The 16,381-nt window shown below is 46.5% G+C and carries 16 protein-coding genes; 14 read left to right on the top strand and 2 right to left on the bottom strand.

What is annotated here, in order from left to right; all coding sequences use genetic code 11:
- Positions 1–63 precede the first annotated feature (63 nt).
- Complete coding sequence (locus tag ACJJI5_RS05035) at positions 64–264, top strand: hypothetical protein (protein ID WP_445355701.1); 201 nt, start codon at positions 64–66, stop codon at positions 262–264.
- A 553-nt stretch (positions 265–817) separates the two neighbouring features.
- On the opposite strand, the gene ACJJI5_RS05030 is transcribed toward ACJJI5_RS05035, so the two are convergent.
- Positions 818–1,027, bottom strand: a complete 210-nt coding sequence (locus tag ACJJI5_RS05030) for a hypothetical protein (protein WP_445355700.1) — start codon at positions 1,025–1,027, stop codon at positions 818–820.
- Positions 1,028–1,656: 629 nt separating this feature from the next.
- Here ACJJI5_RS05030 and ACJJI5_RS05025 point away from each other — a divergent pair.
- From ACJJI5_RS05025 to ACJJI5_RS04965, 13 genes are all read left to right on the top strand, one after another.
- Entirely contained in the window at positions 1,657–2,196 is a 540-nt protein-coding gene (locus tag ACJJI5_RS05025; RefSeq protein ID WP_445355699.1) for a hypothetical protein, read from the top strand.
- Positions 2,193–2,387, top strand: a complete 195-nt coding sequence (locus ACJJI5_RS05020) for a hypothetical protein (RefSeq protein ID WP_445355698.1) — start codon at positions 2,193–2,195, stop codon at positions 2,385–2,387. The genes ACJJI5_RS05025 and ACJJI5_RS05020 overlap by 4 nt, the downstream gene beginning before the upstream one ends.
- Positions 2,388–2,521: 134 nt before the next feature.
- Positions 2,522–3,196 carry a hypothetical protein gene (locus ACJJI5_RS05015; RefSeq protein WP_445355697.1) on the top strand — a complete coding sequence of 225 codons (675 nt, stop codon included), beginning with the start codon at positions 2,522–2,524 and terminating at the stop codon, positions 3,194–3,196.
- Positions 3,197–3,266: 70 nt separating this feature from the next.
- Entirely contained in the window at positions 3,267–3,809 is a 543-nt protein-coding gene (locus ACJJI5_RS05010; protein WP_445355696.1) for a hypothetical protein, read from the top strand.
- Between the two features lie 152 nt (positions 3,810–3,961).
- Complete coding sequence (locus tag ACJJI5_RS05005) at positions 3,962–4,384, top strand: hypothetical protein (RefSeq protein ID WP_445355695.1); 423 nt, start codon at positions 3,962–3,964, stop codon at positions 4,382–4,384.
- Between the two features lie 535 nt (positions 4,385–4,919).
- The gene (locus ACJJI5_RS05000) at positions 4,920–5,198 is read left to right on the top strand and encodes a hypothetical protein (RefSeq protein WP_445355694.1); all 279 of its coding nucleotides are present in this window, start codon (positions 4,920–4,922) and stop codon (positions 5,196–5,198) included.
- A 180-nt stretch (positions 5,199–5,378) separates the two neighbouring features.
- The gene (locus ACJJI5_RS04995; protein WP_445355693.1) at positions 5,379–5,972 is read left to right on the top strand and encodes a hypothetical protein; all 594 of its coding nucleotides are present in this window, start codon (positions 5,379–5,381) and stop codon (positions 5,970–5,972) included.
- A gap of 459 nt (positions 5,973–6,431) precedes the next feature.
- Complete coding sequence (locus ACJJI5_RS04990; RefSeq protein ID WP_445355692.1) at positions 6,432–6,884, top strand: nucleoside deaminase; 453 nt, start codon at positions 6,432–6,434, stop codon at positions 6,882–6,884.
- A 749-nt stretch (positions 6,885–7,633) separates the two neighbouring features.
- Complete coding sequence (locus ACJJI5_RS04985) at positions 7,634–10,195, top strand: hypothetical protein (RefSeq protein ID WP_445355691.1); 2,562 nt, start codon at positions 7,634–7,636, stop codon at positions 10,193–10,195.
- Positions 10,196–11,311: 1,116 nt separating this feature from the next.
- Positions 11,312–11,620 carry a DUF8426 domain-containing protein gene (locus ACJJI5_RS04980; RefSeq protein ID WP_445355690.1) on the top strand — a complete coding sequence of 103 codons (309 nt, stop codon included), beginning with the start codon at positions 11,312–11,314 and terminating at the stop codon, positions 11,618–11,620.
- Between the two features lie 52 nt (positions 11,621–11,672).
- Entirely contained in the window at positions 11,673–12,290 is a 618-nt protein-coding gene (locus tag ACJJI5_RS04975) for a restriction endonuclease (RefSeq protein ID WP_445355689.1), read from the top strand.
- Positions 12,291–12,308: 18 nt separating this feature from the next.
- Positions 12,309–12,602, top strand: coding sequence for a hypothetical protein (locus ACJJI5_RS04970; protein WP_445355688.1), 294 nt, complete (start codon positions 12,309–12,311; stop codon positions 12,600–12,602).
- Between the two features lie 181 nt (positions 12,603–12,783).
- Positions 12,784–13,122 (top strand): hypothetical protein, encoded by a 339-nt coding sequence (locus ACJJI5_RS04965; protein WP_445355687.1) that lies wholly within the window; start codon positions 12,784–12,786, stop codon positions 13,120–13,122.
- A gap of 93 nt (positions 13,123–13,215) precedes the next feature.
- On the opposite strand, the gene ACJJI5_RS04960 is transcribed toward ACJJI5_RS04965, so the two are convergent.
- Positions 13,216–15,987 (bottom strand): Ig-like domain-containing protein, encoded by a 2,772-nt coding sequence (locus ACJJI5_RS04960; protein WP_445355686.1) that lies wholly within the window; start codon positions 15,985–15,987, stop codon positions 13,216–13,218.
- Positions 15,988–16,381 lie beyond the last annotated feature (394 nt).

The following is a 16,381-nucleotide window of genomic DNA, read 5'->3' as shown; positions in this document are numbered from 1 at the left end:
CGCCCTGGATGATATGGGTTAGGCAAGATGTAAATTCACATCTTGGTATAGCAAGAGCATTGAATGCAGCCCCTCAACCGGTGCAATGAGTTCACCAGTGAAAAAAATGCACCGGTGAAAACAAAACATAAACCGATGAAATCTGAGCACCCAACCGGTGAAAATGACTACACGCCCTTCTCTATTCAACCAGTAAGAACCAGTAATAAACCAGCAGGCACGAAACAAGGCGCAGGCATACTTAATCGATGTACCAAAGTGTAAATCTACACTTTGAATCTGGACTCACCTCGCAGATATAAAACTGAAATTCGTTCGAATTAGAAACTGTGCAGATTTGCATGTTTTCTCATCACCCATGCGAGCCCCTGATAAACAATCTCCCGCTCTGGAGGTGTAGCAGGAGATAGCACACCTATAGCAGCTCCTGGCATAGGGGGTGGGGTAAGAGATAGCACCAGAACCAGTCACTCTTTTGAACCAGTCAATGAACCTACCTTGCAGGTCAAACTAAATTCAAAATAAATCTGCCAATTCACCTAAAGCGCACTGACAGCCAAACACCGAGCAAGAAACCCGCTTGGGCTTTCACTCACTGGGAGACTTAAAAAATCACCCCCCAGCCATACAAACCAGCACAAAAAGATGAATTTGGCGAAATCGCGCTGAAGCCACTTGCTAGGGCTTTTCGCAGCCTTTAGCTAAAGGCCACCCCATCACACCAAGAGGGAATTAAATTCAGGCAGGAGAGCTTAAAACCGCCTTAGTGATGACCGAGAAAGATATATGCCCAGAAACAATTCGAGCAGAGCTGAAGTTAGGCAGTTTCAACGCTGTCCAAACGCAGACCCGCTTCCCCCAATCCACTTCCTGAAAACCCGGATACGGATTTACCGGATACGGATAATCCAGATACGGAAAACCCAGATAGGGATTTGCCGACACAAGAAAGTAAAGATACTAAGAAAATAACCACTGGAGAAAGTAACCAGTCTGAGAGTGCACCAGCGCATGCTGGATTATTCACAACATCCTCAGCCCAGATTCAACAGGGTCAACTTCCGGATTTGTTCCAGTATTATTATTCCCTAATGTATTACTCAGTAATGTATTACTCTCCTTCGCGTTTCCTAAATACCCCTCCTTAGGTTTTCTAAATACCCCCTTCGGGATTCCGAATACCCCAAGATGACTTAGCCAAATGGGCTGCCACACCCGGCTAAAACGAATACTTTTTGACCTAAGCTAGAATTCTGGCTTAGCTCTGGAGCGAAGGCTTATTCTCAACTTTCGGTCATTAGCTCAACAGGTAAAGTGGGTAAATCTTCGGAATTAAAAATACTGGCTTTTTATACAGTAATCGATGGAGATGCACTTCAAACCAAGAGCCTCGATTGGAGAGAAACTGTACAAATATGTCCAGTTTTCGAGAGGCCCCCAAAGAGCCGAGGAGCTGGTCTAAATACCGATATCCCGGTAATTACTGCTTGGACACTCGACACCCCAGCAACTTTGTACGCCCGCTCCAGTCAGCTTAATGGCGCAATATTCTACCGAATTTATCCTCTGCAGGCCCTACAATCCAGCGCCAAGACAAGAATTAAATTCTGATAGCCCACATGCATGGGGTTTACCGGTTAGCAGCAAGGAGGATAAATGCTAGCGACTCATAGTGACGCAGAATTACGATACGAATCATACCGTCAAATGGTCCGGGAACATGTTAAAGAAGCCATCCCCTATGGAGATGCAAGCCAAATACATCTTTCAGGATTAGATTCCAGGGCTATCAACCAAGCGAAGCTGTGGGACACCATTCCAGAGCGTAGAACCAACTTCGACTGGGAGACCGATACAAGAATTTACAGGAAGATGTACCCTAAGCGCTTTGAGTTAGCTATTTGGTATCAAAACCGTCTCGAATCCCTTTCTCTTGGGCGTCCATCATTCAAAGGAACAAGACTACGCCTAGAACTAATCGAGCGGGTTGCCGGATATAGTATGCTCAAGGGCAGAAGCTTCGCTATTACAGAGTTAGCCTTGATTGCATACGCCAACCTGCTAGGTGCTGATGAGATTCGTATAATGCAGCCCATAAACGCGGCCGTAAGAGACTTTTACGTACAGAAGGGTTATAGCTATGTACCATCAACAGGCGCCCGCCATTTCCCCGACTACTGCGTGAAAAAGATATGAAGAAGTCCAAAGATTTCAATGAAAGAATGAAGAAAATGAAGTATTCCATTAAGGAAAATAAGCATATCCTAGAGGGTGACACCCTTGATGATGTCACCATCATTGGAAATCCAGACTTCATAAAAGACCCGAAAATTTTGGATGAACAGGAAACCGAAGAGGACAAGACATGTCAGAAAAGCAAGAAGTAAAATCAATGCAAGAGGCTAAAGAAAGACTAAAAGCCTTGGTCACCCCTGAGAAGCTGGCGATACGCCCCAGGCCAGTTGACCCCGCCACCAAACAAAGACCGCAGGATGCGTGATTGAGATAAGCAGCCTCGGCCATGAGCAACAAGAAGCAAAGGCAGCCTTTGCCCCCCGGAGAAATCAGGAAAAAGGCAAAGCAAATTATCCGAGAGAAGCCAATCTACACAGAGAGTGAGCCTCCCGTAATAGGTTCGACAAGCACGCTAACGACAGAACTCTATCAAGTATTTAAGAACGAAAGTGACTACATGACCCCCTACTTCGAGCCTAAAGAAATCATAGGTAAACAGGGGAGTATTCGCTTTTCCTTCGACACAACGCCCAAGTCTTATGCCAGCAACTGGAAACCAATGGAGTTAAGCCTCAAATCGTGCGACTCCCCCCCTGTAATTCCAACTCTTTCCAAATGGCAGAATTATTTAGTGTTGCATGAGTCTGCATATCAGGCCCTGGAGGGCGCACTAGGTCCTTTTGGTGAGTTTCTACCTTGCACACATCAGGGGTCTAAGTTCTACCTCTTTAATCCCCTGACAATCGCTGATGAACTCGACGCAGTAATACCAGGCTCTGTCACACGGAAGGAAAACTTACTCTCGGGTATTGAGTTTGATGAAAACAAGCTCAAGGATATTCCGGTATTCAGAACCAAAGAGGCTTATATCAGTATTTACTGTACTGAAACTTTTAAAGACCTCGTTGAATCTGAGAAGCTTGACGGCTTAAGTTTCACGAGCAACTTAACTCACCTCTAGCTACATAGCCACTAGATGGACTCTCGGTTGATATCGGGAGTCCGCCAACAAGACTGAGGTAAATGTCATTATGAGTTTTTACCAAGTATTTACCAACTTCACTGACTTCATGGTTCCACATTTCGACATCGATGAGGTAGAAGAAAAGCGCGGGGATGATGACTTCATTATCGACACGAGGCCAACAAACTACACCGACGACTGGATACCACTGGAAGTTCAATTCAGCCTAGAAGATGGCCTCCCTAATATCCCCACGCTATCAAAGTGGCAAAATTACCTCGTACTTCATGAGGCAGCCTACAAGGTTCTTGAGGGGGTTCTAGGTCCATACGGTGAGTTCTTGCCATGCACATACCAGGGGGCGAAGTTCTACTTGTTCAACCCTCTAACAATCGCCGAAGACCTCAATGCGGTAATACCAGGCTCAGTCACTAGAAACGGGAACTTGCTTTCAGGCATTGAGTTCGACGCTGATAAATTGAAAGAGGTGCCGGTATTCAGGAGTAAGGAGTCGAACATCACCATATACTGCACCGATGTGTTCAAAGGCGTGGTTGAAGCTGAGAAGCTTGACGGCCTACTGTTCAGCACCAACCTGACACACTACTAGTCAGCCTGACAACCACTAAGCGGGCCCAATCGGTGAAGGCTGCAACAGCCGCCAGATATGGGCCTTAGCCTGAGAATACCTGAGTTCCACGCCAGAGCACAGTAAAGCAAAATTACAAATAACCTTTCTTGCCCAACTTCAAGGAGAGAAGTGTGCTAACCAGGGTCCCAGTTCCAACTGATAATATATATAAGTTTTATGCACTTTCAGGTGTTTTAGTACTACTTACCACTCTAGTATTGTTTTTCTTAAGAAATGATTATTACAACGCCAGAGCTTTTGAGCGATACCTTCCAGCAGAAAACTTAAAGGCAAAAGAAACTTTAACACCTGAAGAAAAAAGAAAGCTTTATTGGTATGAGGAACAAGCGAGGATTGATGAGGCTCACAAAGATGCGGAGCTGTTTTTCTACCTTGCAATATTTCTCGGTTTTGGGTTTTTCCTGACCAGCTATGGATTCCATCAGTGGCACACAAAAATTCAGCCAAAGCAAGACCGACTGTTACAGTTACAAATACGGAAACTTGAACTAGAGCAGCGGGCTATCCAGCAAACTAGATTTAAGCGTAAGTGATTGCTAAAGAGAAACCATTAATGCTTCTATCACCTCATCTATTTAGAGCTGCTAGAAGCCTCTTTGTTAGGACTTGCCAACCTGACCCAATCCAAGCAACTATTTGGCCAAGTAGAAGGTTTATCCACAATCAAGGGAACCTCTCACCTGTTGACAAATGTTGACATCAGCGAAGGTTTTGTTCGCGTCAGTACTGGGCCCCGGGAAGCCTGCCGGCGCATGCCACATTGGGCTAACCAGGGGCACAACAGAGCTAGGTAACTAACGCGCCAAACTGGGGGTTACTTTGCTCTAGTGGACGGGTTTATTGACGGGTTTTGAAAAACAGAAAATATTTAATCTTTATTTATCAATGGGTTATAGCTATTTTTCGACTCCCGCCATCCCACCAAATTGCTGTCTCAGAAAGCCCACGAAAGCCCCGCAAACCTAGTGTTTCCGGGGTTTTTGCTTATCTGGGCCATCCCAATTAATCTAACCAAAATCCAGCAAATCCAGCCATTTTTAGTGGGGTTAATTGCGGGGGCGAGCAGGTTTGCGCCACTGCCCCACCAAGAAAAAGCACCTGACAGCAATTGCAGACCCTACTGAAATCGGGCGCCTACTAACTGCCATAGACGACCCCAATAGTAAGAGCAGCCCTAAAACTACCCCCTCTCTTACTCTGCCCGCTAGAGAATTGCGAAAACTTGAGTGGACGGAAATCAATTGGGATGCCAAGCACATAAAACTGCCCAACGAAAAAATGAAAATGGGCCAGCCACACATTAACCCTCTTGCTGAACAGGCTCTAGCCCTGGTCACTGGGCTATGACAATGAAACCATGACCGCCCCGGCTCCCGTGCAATGGCCCGTACTCTATTAGACCGCGACACTCGGCAGATTTAATTTAGAATTCGCGTTTTCATCAAGCAAAAACCTGAATGTGGCACATTCATCTCAAATCAGGGAGGTGGAACACATTCTTCAATGGATTTACGAGGATAAAGGGATATGTCCATCAACGAACATGCAACCAAGATACAGGTGAGTCGACTGGTTAACACCGCTCTGACAGCGATTAAGGATAAAGATCCGAGATTTGATCAGACTCTGGTTCGTACTCTGGATCAACTCAACTTAATCAGCCGGAACCTGAATACCGCCAAACATAACGTACAGCACTTTGGTGGAATGATGGCGAGCGGCGCTCATGGACAAAACGCCTACCGAGTCAATCAATCCATGAACTCGAAGCTGAGAACCCTTTCATCACTTGAAGCCTTCCTCGCAGAAGAGTGGAAAAAGCTTGGTAAAGCAGTTGACGCATATAGGACACAGCTACCATGGGAAGGCAAGACCGAATTGGAACTCCTGGATATGCTTGCGGGAGAAATCGAGTCGTTCGATAAATTACTTAAGAAAAACGTCATTCAGGTTCCAAAGCACCAGACCAATCTACACCAAACGATGACCCTTCAAAGAGAAATCACGCAATTAAAGGCAATACCCGCTCATACAGCGCCAAGTATGCTTGTCTTAATTTCCATCGGCCTTCGTTTATTTGCAATGTACGTCGGCTCTAAAAGAGTGAATAGCAATAGATAATCTCGATTTCCCTTTTGGCAGCTCGCTAGGCGCTGGACGTTTTTCATCTGACAGGCTCAATGCCTGTCGGAACCTTCTAAATAAGCGGGGCAAATCAATATTGCGTTAGGAATACCCATATTTCTACCCATTAACCTGCTTAAAACAATACCCTAAAAAACCCACTTAGCCACTCACCTCAAAAAGAACAAAGCCTCATCCATCGATCATGTGATGCATTCCTTACAATACTCACGAAATGCACTTATACACGAGAGAAAGGTTTATCAACAAGCAAGCAGGCCGATCGCCCGTTGACACCGATAAAGGTTTTTTCACATCAATAAGAGCCATCACTAGTGGAAAAATACAAACCTATTGGCAATAGTCTTCGCCGTTACCTTAGCTGTCATTAATGTATCAATAAAGCTATTCACTCTATACTTCAAACACCCTTAAAAACTTAAATAAAGGACTGCCATGAGCAAGTCTGAGCACGAAGCGCTTATGCAAGCAGCCATTGAGGAAGCGCGCAAGGGCTTGGCCGCAGGCGGTGTTCCCACCGGCTGTGTAGTAGTGCGTGATGGAGAAATTATCGGCAGAGGCCACAATCAGCGTATCCAACAGGATAGTGTTATCAAGCATGCTGAAATGGACGCATTGGAAAAGACTGGAAGGTTACGAGCAGTCGAGTATCAAAAGTGCACGCTTTATACAACCCTTTCGCCCTGCCCTATGTGCAGCGGAGCCATACGTCTATACGGCATTAGGAATATTGTTATCGGTGAAAACAAAACCTTTCAGGGAGATGAACGATTACTCAGGTCTGAAGGCATAAGCCTAACCATCCTAAATAATTCTGATTGCATTAATCTTATGAATGAATTTATCCAACAGCACCCTGAGATCTGGCATGAAGATATTGGCGAGTAAAAAATATAGAAACATTGAATAAAAGTGGAATTAAATTAAAAACAACAAAATAATCATTGCTGCACCTAGAGAATTAGCCTTCAATCCCTCGATTTTATGGATACCCTGCCGTTAAAGCCTCACTACAGAGTGAGCAAGAAATACTTAATGAAAAGATACCCCGGCTAACACAGAATCGGAATGCATTTGCTCAGAATGTTAACAAGCCTCTACCAGATAGGGGTTAGCTTTTTTCTTTTATGATTTAGCCCAGAGTCGTGCAGGTTTCCCACCATGAATATCGTGCCACATCGCATTTTCACCCCCACTAAAAAGCCCAGTCTTATCCGGCTCTTCAAAATCTGATAACAGCTTTTTGGCACGTTATTTAGCCCTCTCCTTCCTCCGCTTTTCATATTCAAGGGAACGTTTTTGATCTGTCACACAATACTCATCCAGTAGCAACAACCTCGAGAGCTATGGATAAAGCCTTTGCTGCTGCAATAGTCCCGTAACTTTTCACCGAAAGGCTTCATTTAGAACCTCCCAATAACGGCGCAAAAAATGCTATCAAACAAAAGACATCAACATTTTCCCTGATAATGCCTTCGGCCTTATTGGCTGGTGTCCTTTTGAAGAGTAACTTAGGGCGGGTGGCAATTTTCTAGTAGGCCTGATGTTCGATTGCCACATCAAAGAGGGCTCGTGGTGTTATCCGGCCACTCGCCTTTTCAAAAAAATCAAACTAGTGAAGATTACGGAGCATCATCATGGAAGAGACTCTCACACTCTCTCCCGACAGCCTGCAGCGCCAACTCAAAAAGCAAACCGCGTCCCTCACACTCTCTCCTGACGACCTGCAGCGTCTGCTAGGCAAGCAAGCCACACAATTAGATAGTTCGACCTCTCTCTCTTTCGAATTCACACCAACATCTCAAACAGACCCACTGCGACGCGATCCCACCCTGAGCAACCTATTGCAACATGAAGCTCGCATGCTCGAGTGGCTCGGTGAATCTGAAGGCAATGCACGCCAATTCGCACTCGACCCAATTTCGACCTTTCAGCGGGTATGCGACCCAAGCCCCGAGCTGGTCGAGGAGCTGCGCGGCCTGTTTGATCGAGAAAAGCCAAGCGACTTAATTGAAGAAGAAATTGAAGAGCAGCAAGGTCTGCAAGAAGTTGAATCCTCGCCAGATCCAGACCTTTCGCAAGGCTGGGACTTGATCAGTGCCTCGACTCAAGGAGCGGTCAATAATTGGATTAGCGAACTCTTCGAAGGCGACTCCGGCCAATGGTCCTTCAGCGGAAGTGTCGGCAAGGGCCCCGCCAAGGTTCGCTACGAGTTCGCATTTGATTGTCCCGCCTTCATCGCTCCCGAAGACCAAAAGGCGACGCTCGACCTGCCCATCACAGGGTTCATCAAGTTCCCAGGTATCACAAGCAACATCGAAGATGCGCAGGGCCAAAGCCCCGGTCACGCCCGGCTCGTTCTTGACCTCGACAAAATGCAAGCCAGCGCCAGCATCAACCACTATGGGCAAGTCACCGTGACCATCCAGAAGCCCAACTGGGACATGATGGAACTTGACCTCAGCGATATTCAACTCTCAAAGTCGATCAAGGGCCTCGACATTACCGACGCGATGAAAGGAGCAGTCGACCAACTCATCTCAAGTTTTGATTGGCCCATCAAGTACACGGTTGCTCAACACACCCCCCTGCCCGCCGGGAACCTGGATATCGGGGTGATGTATACAGCCTTTGATGGCGACTCCGACTCAAACCTGTTCGGACTTGGGATATGCCGTGGGAATAGCCAGCCAATAGACGCGCTTCTACCACAGACTATCCCTAGCAACTGTACATCCGCACTCATCGTATCCAACGACATCATTTTGACTTCGGTGGCTGCGGCGATTGCTGAAGCAACGCCACTGACCTCATCGCAGCTGACGGTGACCGATACCTACCCCGAAAAAATGTACCTCAACACAGACGTCGAGGATGTGATTGAGGGTGCGCATATCAAAATCAAAGAAAACAACCTCCAAGCGGCGTTCAACAACGACGGCGATCTTGTTATCAGTGCCGACATCAGAGTGAAGCGTGGGGCCATGACCCTATGGGTCTACCAAACCCTAAAGCTCTCTGCGACGATAAGCTTCAACGCCTACGACGATGTGCTCAACATTCAGGTGAAAACAAAAGCGAAGCTCCCCTTCTGGTGGGCATTCGTTCCGCTTGGCTGGGTCATTCAATTGATCATCTCAATTTTGAGTTCGAAGAAAGGGAGTGTCGACATCGCGATTCCCGGCTTCCAGGTCAAGAAGACGAATTCGCCCGCCTATCTCCAGGTTGGCGGTGACTGGGCCTATATGCCAATCAAGCTTCATTCCACCCCAATCGCGCCTCCGAATATTCAGATGATGCACATCAATCAGCAGCTGGATGAAAACGGCGGAAGGTTCCGGTTTGACTTCAGCAAATACGGCTCAGAAGTGACGAGCTTCATCGTTGCCGCCACCTACTGGTTCTTCAAGTACGAAGGAAGCACGGACCACCAAACTCAAACGCTGGGCCTGTCGCTCACCCAGGTCCACAACAAGAATGCCGTCCTCACCGTCACTCCTGACGCCACCTTGTTCGGCCAGAAGAAAGGTTTAAGCCCCTCAAACTCCCAATTGACATTGTCCTGCATCGCAGTGGTCGACGGCCCCAAAGACGGTGTGATCCTACCGAGAACCATCACCGATATCCCCGATGAATCAACCAGCCAATACATTCCCCTCGATGAGCCAGAGGCTTATGCTGCCCTTGGTGGCTGGGCGTGCGAGTACCATAAGGACAACGACCCGAACGAACCCCCAAAGTCACACCACGTTCGCACCATTGAGCTCGATGCAACCACCGCGGTTCCTAACAACTACGAAGTGGGTATCCAATCGACTGCACAGATGCACGATGACTCAGGCAACAATGCCATCGCATCGATTGATGGCAATCTCATTGAGCTGAGCAAGAGCCCCCCTCTGATCGCAAAGTACGTGACAAACCTCCAAAAAACGAGTGATGACGTGTATGTCGAGATGGGCCAACCCATAAGCGACGCAGCAGTGTTCCTCTCTGGCTATCGCGTCCACTACGACAGCAGTGACCACGATATCCGACAAGTCGGCGGAGGTTCGGAAACCTACTCCACATCAGGCTCGCAGGTCATACTGCACAATCCACACGCACTCATCGGCGACGGCGACTCGGGAAACAGCAAGCACACTCAAGAAAACAGCGAATCGCACGTGTCGTTCCTAATTATCGCAGTACCGGAGTAAATCGCGCGTTGCTCGGGCGGCCATTACACGCCCGGGCAATCCATGCAGTTTCTGCGACGGTGCGCACGCCCAGTCTTCTTTGAGCGCCGCACCTTCGATACCTCACGGCAAACTGTAGTGGTGCACAATTTAGTAGCTAAAAGAAAACAGCCTTTTATCAACCTTACCGTAAGTAAATGGAAATTCTTTAGCAGACATTTTTTGCATTGCAGACACAAATCAGTTCTAAGCCGAGTTATTTCTGCAATTAACGAAGCACCGTTGCTATATATTATTGGTATGACTGCCATGCGATATAAAAGAGCAAGCCAGAAATTAGTAAACTTGGCTTCAAGGGGTTTGAGCTAATCTCATATGCTGCACAAGTCTATACCGCGATGCTAGGAGCTGACGAAATCAGAATCATGAGAGCTATTTCGGCCAAAACTTACACTTACTAGAAAGCACAGTAAACGAATAGATTAGTACTACGCATAAGCCTCCCTGCTGGATTACTGTGCTTCTAAATTGAGGTAAAGATACGAACGACCAAATTAAAAAAGTGCTTGAAGATGCGTAGAAGCGACTTGAAGAACTGTTGTCTGATATAGAAAAGCATCACAAGCCCCCCTAAATAGCCAGCAGAAAACGAGGACAATTTCGGAACTCCTAAACCTAGAACTTCCGTAGAACCCTAGCCTCGACTTAACTCGTCACCGCCAGATTCACATTGAACCCTTGATAAAAATTCAAATTATTAAAGTATTTTAAATAATTTACTCAGCGAGACCGAGAATCTAAAGAGTGTAGAAGCAAACTCAAAAAAACAATTCAGTAAAAAAATTGGACCATATTACACCAAACTCAAATATTTTTTTAAATATAATTACCCTTTCAAACCTACCGCTATTCTAATGCTGCCACTCAAAATACCAAAGGAGCCATCCCATCTCATCCCCTTAAAGCCCAACTTATGATAGATTTAGTCATTATAATCATGCAAGTGTCATAAAGGACCTGTACGAGTTGTGCTGTAGACCCACATCTATAAGATTTTCATTGTCTTTAAAAGCTAGTCCTTAAATTCGGCACTGTAGAAAATCTGTTTAACTAATTAAAAAGTAGGGAACTCGAGGTATGACCAACGCATGGATGATCCGCGCCGGGCGCGGTGGTATTTACAGTGAAGACTTCGAGAAGGGCTTTGCCGCAGTGGGGTGGTCACAGCTGGGAGACCTAAGCCAGTATTCGAGCTCCGAGCGCTTGCGGGATGAATACATCAAGATTTACGGCAACGATAAGCCTGCGGCCACTGCCAGTGCCTTGGCCATGATTCATAAGTTTCGCGATCAAATTGCCGCTAGCGATTATATTGTGAGCTACAACCAATTACCTATTAGGTGTCGACCAAGGAGAGTATCTCTACCAGCCGGATACTATCGGTGACTATCCCAATTTACGCCGGGTGGAATGGCTCGGTAAAGTCAGCCGCGACCAATTGCCCCAGAAAGCCAAAAACTCCCTCGGTGCAACCCTCACTCTCTTCTCCCTAAGCCAGGAAACCATTGATGCCTTCCTAACCATATTCGAGGGCCGTACGGTAACGCCCCAGGAAGATGAAGCCGCAGAAACTGATAGCGCACAGCTCAAAGACGAAACCGTGGCCCAGAGCCATGAGTTAATCAAAGACAAGATCGCCGCACTACTGCCCGAAGAAATGGAAGAGCTGGTTGCGGCGATACTGCGCGCGATGGGCTTTAAGGCCAAGGTATCCCCCAAGGGCCCGGATCGCGGTGTGGATGTGATCGCCTCACCGGACGGCCTGGGCCTTACCCAGCCGCGCATTAAAGCGGAGATTAAACATCGCGACGGCTCCATGGGCGCCCCCGCCATACGTGGCTTTATCGGCGCCCTGCGGGAAGGGGATTCCGGCCTGTTCGTCAGCACCGGCGGTTTCACCCGCGAAGCCCTCTACGAAGCCGACCGCTCCACCTTCCCCCTCACCCTGGTGGATCTCGATGACCTGGCCGATCTTATCGTCAGTCACTATGAGAGCTTCGATTTGGAAGGCCGGGCATTGATGCCGCTGGTACGGATTTACTGGCCGGTAGATTAAGACAGGCGGGCTAGTACCGTGATCGAATATCGCTATCCAGAAGAGAAAACCGTTGCCCTGTTTTTTGCTGAATTACTGCAAGATACAGTGGCAATGGATATTTTAGAACGTGGATATGTAACCACTTCAGAAGAAGCCACTCATCTCAGTAAGTTCTTCTGGGCCATGGTTGAGAAATCCGCACAAGAGCCAGAGCTACCTTGCGAGGCCAGCCCTGAATACTCACTAGAAAAGCTGTACAACAGCTTTGGCGGATACCTTTTCGAAAAGGGGTATGAGCAGCAGTGGGATAATGAAATTGATAATGCTTAAACTTCAACTTCAGAACCATATAATAATGAAAAGCTGCTTTTAAAACCTTTATGGTCTCTGAAAATACTAACTTCACTTGGCCTAAGCCCCCTGGCATAATATCTGGCTAAAATTCTCAACTTCCTCTACACCTCGAAAACTCTTTAAAAAGTAGAATATATATTGAGACTTACACATAGTGATGGAATTTAACGAATATGAACTTGCCATCAAAGATATAGCAATTCACTACTCCTACAAACTAAAAAACCAACTGGCCGAAGACATTCTACTTGGCAAGAAAGATATCACTTCAGCTGAAGAAACTAAACTGCTGACTCAGTTTTTCTGGCAAATGGCAGATCAGGCAGCTAAAGATTATCAAAACGATGGACAACTAGATATTGATATCGACCTTGAGGATTGCATGGAAAAGCTAATGAATGTTTTTATCGGCTATACCAAAAGAGCAGGTTTTAACCAACAATGGATTGAAGAGTCCAATAGGATGAACGGCGTTTACGATTTGCTAGCCCCCTAAATCCATTGCTAGTTTGAATCCTATTTGTTAGTCGGTAGTTCCAATTCGGCAGAGCGAATCCGGACCCCGTATAATTCGGGGTCCGCCAGGCCATTATTTGGAAGCCAGTGCACGTTGACCGGAGCGCAAATCGATAACAACAACTCCTTCAACGCCATACTCACCGCTGTCATAAGCAAAGAGCCGGCGCCCGTCTACATCGATAGCCATGGAGTCTAGTCTTGTCACTGCGATACCTTCACCACGGCAGTCGCTATCACACCCCCTACCGCTAGATAAGGTTGACTGTGAGAGATCGTCCAAGTCAATAGCTACTAAGTTTCCACTGGTAGTACCCACCAAAAGGCGATTACCAACTGAGTCCAAGACAACATCAAGAGGATACTGATCTGTGCTACCACCATGCACCGACGAAACGAACGTACTAGCGCTACCAGTAGCCAGATCTACTTGCCAGATGCCTCCGGTACCATAATCGCTGATCAGGGCACGGTTATTGGCGAGATCCAGAGCAAAGCCATTAGCAGATGCAATGACAGGTGCGGTGTCGACTTGATTATCGAAGATAAACTCCCTATCGCCGCTGTCCAGATCGACACTTAATAGTCCTGAGGCTTGCAGCAAAACCATACGATTGTTGCGAATATCCAGATCCATGGCCTCTGCATCATCAGAGAATGCAGGCCCCTCACCAGTATAGGAAGTAGAGATGAACTCTACATCAGCAGTTTCTAGATCAGCCTTAACCAGTCGTACTGAGTTCTCATCGAAAATATAAGCGTAGCGACCTGTATCATCAGAAGTAATTATGGACGGTTGAACACGTGTAAAACCAGGCGTTTCAAAATCGGCCGCGATGGTACGATTGCCATTCTGCAAATCTATTTCCGCTACTATGAGACCATTCTTAGCAATCGCTAGTAGTTGGTCAGTCGCACGGCTATAGCTCATCTTGTGCCACCTGTAACTAGGCCCCCTCCCCACATGGTTGGAGGAAATTGTCTTTCGATCACCAGTACTGATATCGACAGACATAATTACAGGATCAAATTGGATACCGGACACCAACAGGCGATCACCATCTGCATCTCGACTAATTGACCAGGGGTTTACAAGCCGCAAACCCTCCCCCTTATCCCAATCAGTCACAACAGCTCGATTGCCGGTTGCCATATCCACTTGTAAAATATTCTGAGCACCACCGTTGACGACGTATATTTGACCACTATCAACATCAACGATTAAATCCACAGGCTGGTAGATAGATTCACCGCTACCGATTCCATTACCACTTATTGTTGTTCTATTGCCACTGGCAATATCTACCTTAAGAATAGATTTAGTTTTGAAATCACCTACGTAAAGCTGTCCATTCGCCTCATCCAATGCAATGCTTACCGGAGAAATCATATCGACACCAGCGCCCCTTGAATTGGGGCTGGAGATAACGGAGTAACCTCCGTTCAACAGGTCAAATTTAATAATCTCACCACGCGATCCTGTCGCTCTTGTTGTGTAAGCCGCATCTCCATAGCTCGTCAGTGCCAGCGCGGTAAGATCTGCAGGAACCCAGGTGGACAATTGCGTACGATCACCCGTTGAGCGTTGTACCGAATAGATGCTCCCATTTCCATTTAATACAATAAAATAATCATCGGCAGGATTGGCTTGCTCTGTGGGGGACTGCTTTATCATATCAATTGGGTTGAGTGCCGGACCAGAGCCTACCGATGGTCCAGAAATCACACGGCGCGTACCTGTACCATCTATCTCAAAAATCGCATCCAAACTAGAGTCAGCAAAATACCGACTTCGACGAAACTCTTCGTAAGAAACAGCAACTGGATACTCGATAAACAGCTCATTTTTAACAAAATGATGGTCTTGAACCGTTTCACCGTTGAGGAACTGGGCTGAGAAGATATAGGAACTGCGACCTTTCCTGAGTGAACTATCAAGATACCAGAGTGACGGATGAGTAGTATCCTCAATCATCGACTGGTGATCGAGAGTCATACTGGCCAATTGCTCAAAGCTATTCTCACCACTTTCCAGATCCAAAACTTTGGCAGTGAGGGCGACACTGGAGAGCTTTCCACCCATATTGGCTCCGCCCGTTGGGAAAACAATGCGAGCTGATGGTTTGGTCAGATTAGTAACGATAACTTGTAGGGAAAGTTGATTCTCGCCACCTTCACCATCGTTGGCACTGACCACCAAATCATAATGATTATCCTTATCACTATCCGTAGGAGACTCAAAATCCGGGGCGGTGTTAAAACTAAGTTCACCGCTGGCAGAATCAATAGAAAAGAACGCAGAATCAATTCCATCAATCAATGAATACTTGATCTTGCCTCCATCTGAATCTTGAGCCATAGCCGTGTAAAAAATACCGTTCACTCCTTCTTCGACTGCAACTTGAGTTGCGGAAGAAAATTCGGGCACACCATCGTTGATGTCAATAACGGTTATTACAATTTCCTGGCTCGATTTACCCCCATTACCATCCCTGGCCTCAATTGTTATCCGGTAGACATTATCTTTATCTACATCGGCAGGATTCTCGAAGTTTGGTGCAATGCCAAAACGCAACAGATTACCGTTGTCAATCAGAAAGTGGCTCTGGTCAGCGCCACCAGCCAGACTGTAAATAATGCTATCCCCATCCGGATCATTGGCGGAGAGTGTAAGCAAAGTACCTGAACTATTTTCTGCAATAGTGGCGGTACTTCCAGAGACAAACTCTGGCGCTCTATTAGATGAACTGCTATCACTGGCACTAGAGCCACCACCTCCGCCACATGCCGACACAAAAAGTAGTGGTAAAATTGTTGTGAGACCTTTCCCGAAAAACTGCTTCATATTCGGTTCCCTATTTAAAGAAACATTATATTCCTTGCACCTTCTAGATTGCCAACTAAAATATACCGTTTCGGCTAAACCACAGCTTGTAGAGACCTTACGTACCTCAAAATTTCCCAAATCTAGACACGGCCTTATCTATAAGCGACAAATACCTTTATCAGTGATTTTTTAAAGCCTACCCTCTAATAATATTTTTTAAGTACCCATTCATTTCTTTTTGTCTCTATCACATCCACACAAGTAGCATATTCTTACAAGCTCGTTCGTAGTAATCTCCTTCGCCTGGTGTACAGGAATCCCTTATCATTATATTACTTATATCTTCAACAAGAATTTTACCTAGCTAGATCGCAATACTCCCGACCATGCGGTTACCGTTAAATTTAACAAC

This window comes from Microbulbifer maximicatervae (SeqCode) (assembly GCF_052467955.1).
This window is presented reverse-complemented; position numbering and strand designations above follow the sequence as displayed.

Bases quoted from the DNA above. Each gene is read 5' to 3' on its own strand.
- ACJJI5_RS05035 (WP_445355701.1), top strand. From the start codon at position 64: ATGCAGCCCCTCAACCGGTGCAATGAGTTCACCAGTGAAAAAAATGCA.
- ACJJI5_RS05025 (WP_445355699.1), top strand. From the start codon at position 1,657: ATGCTAGCGACTCATAGTGACGCAGAATTACGATACGAATCATACCGT.
- ACJJI5_RS05020 (WP_445355698.1), top strand. From the start codon at position 2,193: ATGAAGAAGTCCAAAGATTTCAATGAAAGAATGAAGAAAATGAAGTAT.
- ACJJI5_RS05015 (WP_445355697.1), top strand. From the start codon at position 2,522: ATGAGCAACAAGAAGCAAAGGCAGCCTTTGCCCCCCGGAGAAATCAGG.
- ACJJI5_RS05010 (WP_445355696.1), top strand. From the start codon at position 3,267: ATGAGTTTTTACCAAGTATTTACCAACTTCACTGACTTCATGGTTCCA.
- ACJJI5_RS04995 (WP_445355693.1), top strand. From the start codon at position 5,379: ATGTCCATCAACGAACATGCAACCAAGATACAGGTGAGTCGACTGGTT.
- ACJJI5_RS04990 (WP_445355692.1), top strand. From the start codon at position 6,432: ATGAGCAAGTCTGAGCACGAAGCGCTTATGCAAGCAGCCATTGAGGAA.
- ACJJI5_RS04985 (WP_445355691.1), top strand. From the start codon at position 7,634: ATGGAAGAGACTCTCACACTCTCTCCCGACAGCCTGCAGCGCCAACTC.
- ACJJI5_RS04980 (WP_445355690.1), top strand. From the start codon at position 11,312: ATGACCAACGCATGGATGATCCGCGCCGGGCGCGGTGGTATTTACAGT.
- ACJJI5_RS04965 (WP_445355687.1), top strand. From the start codon at position 12,784: ATGGAATTTAACGAATATGAACTTGCCATCAAAGATATAGCAATTCAC.
- ACJJI5_RS04960 (WP_445355686.1), bottom strand. From the start codon at position 15,987: ATGAAGCAGTTTTTCGGGAAAGGTCTCACAACAATTTTACCACTACTT.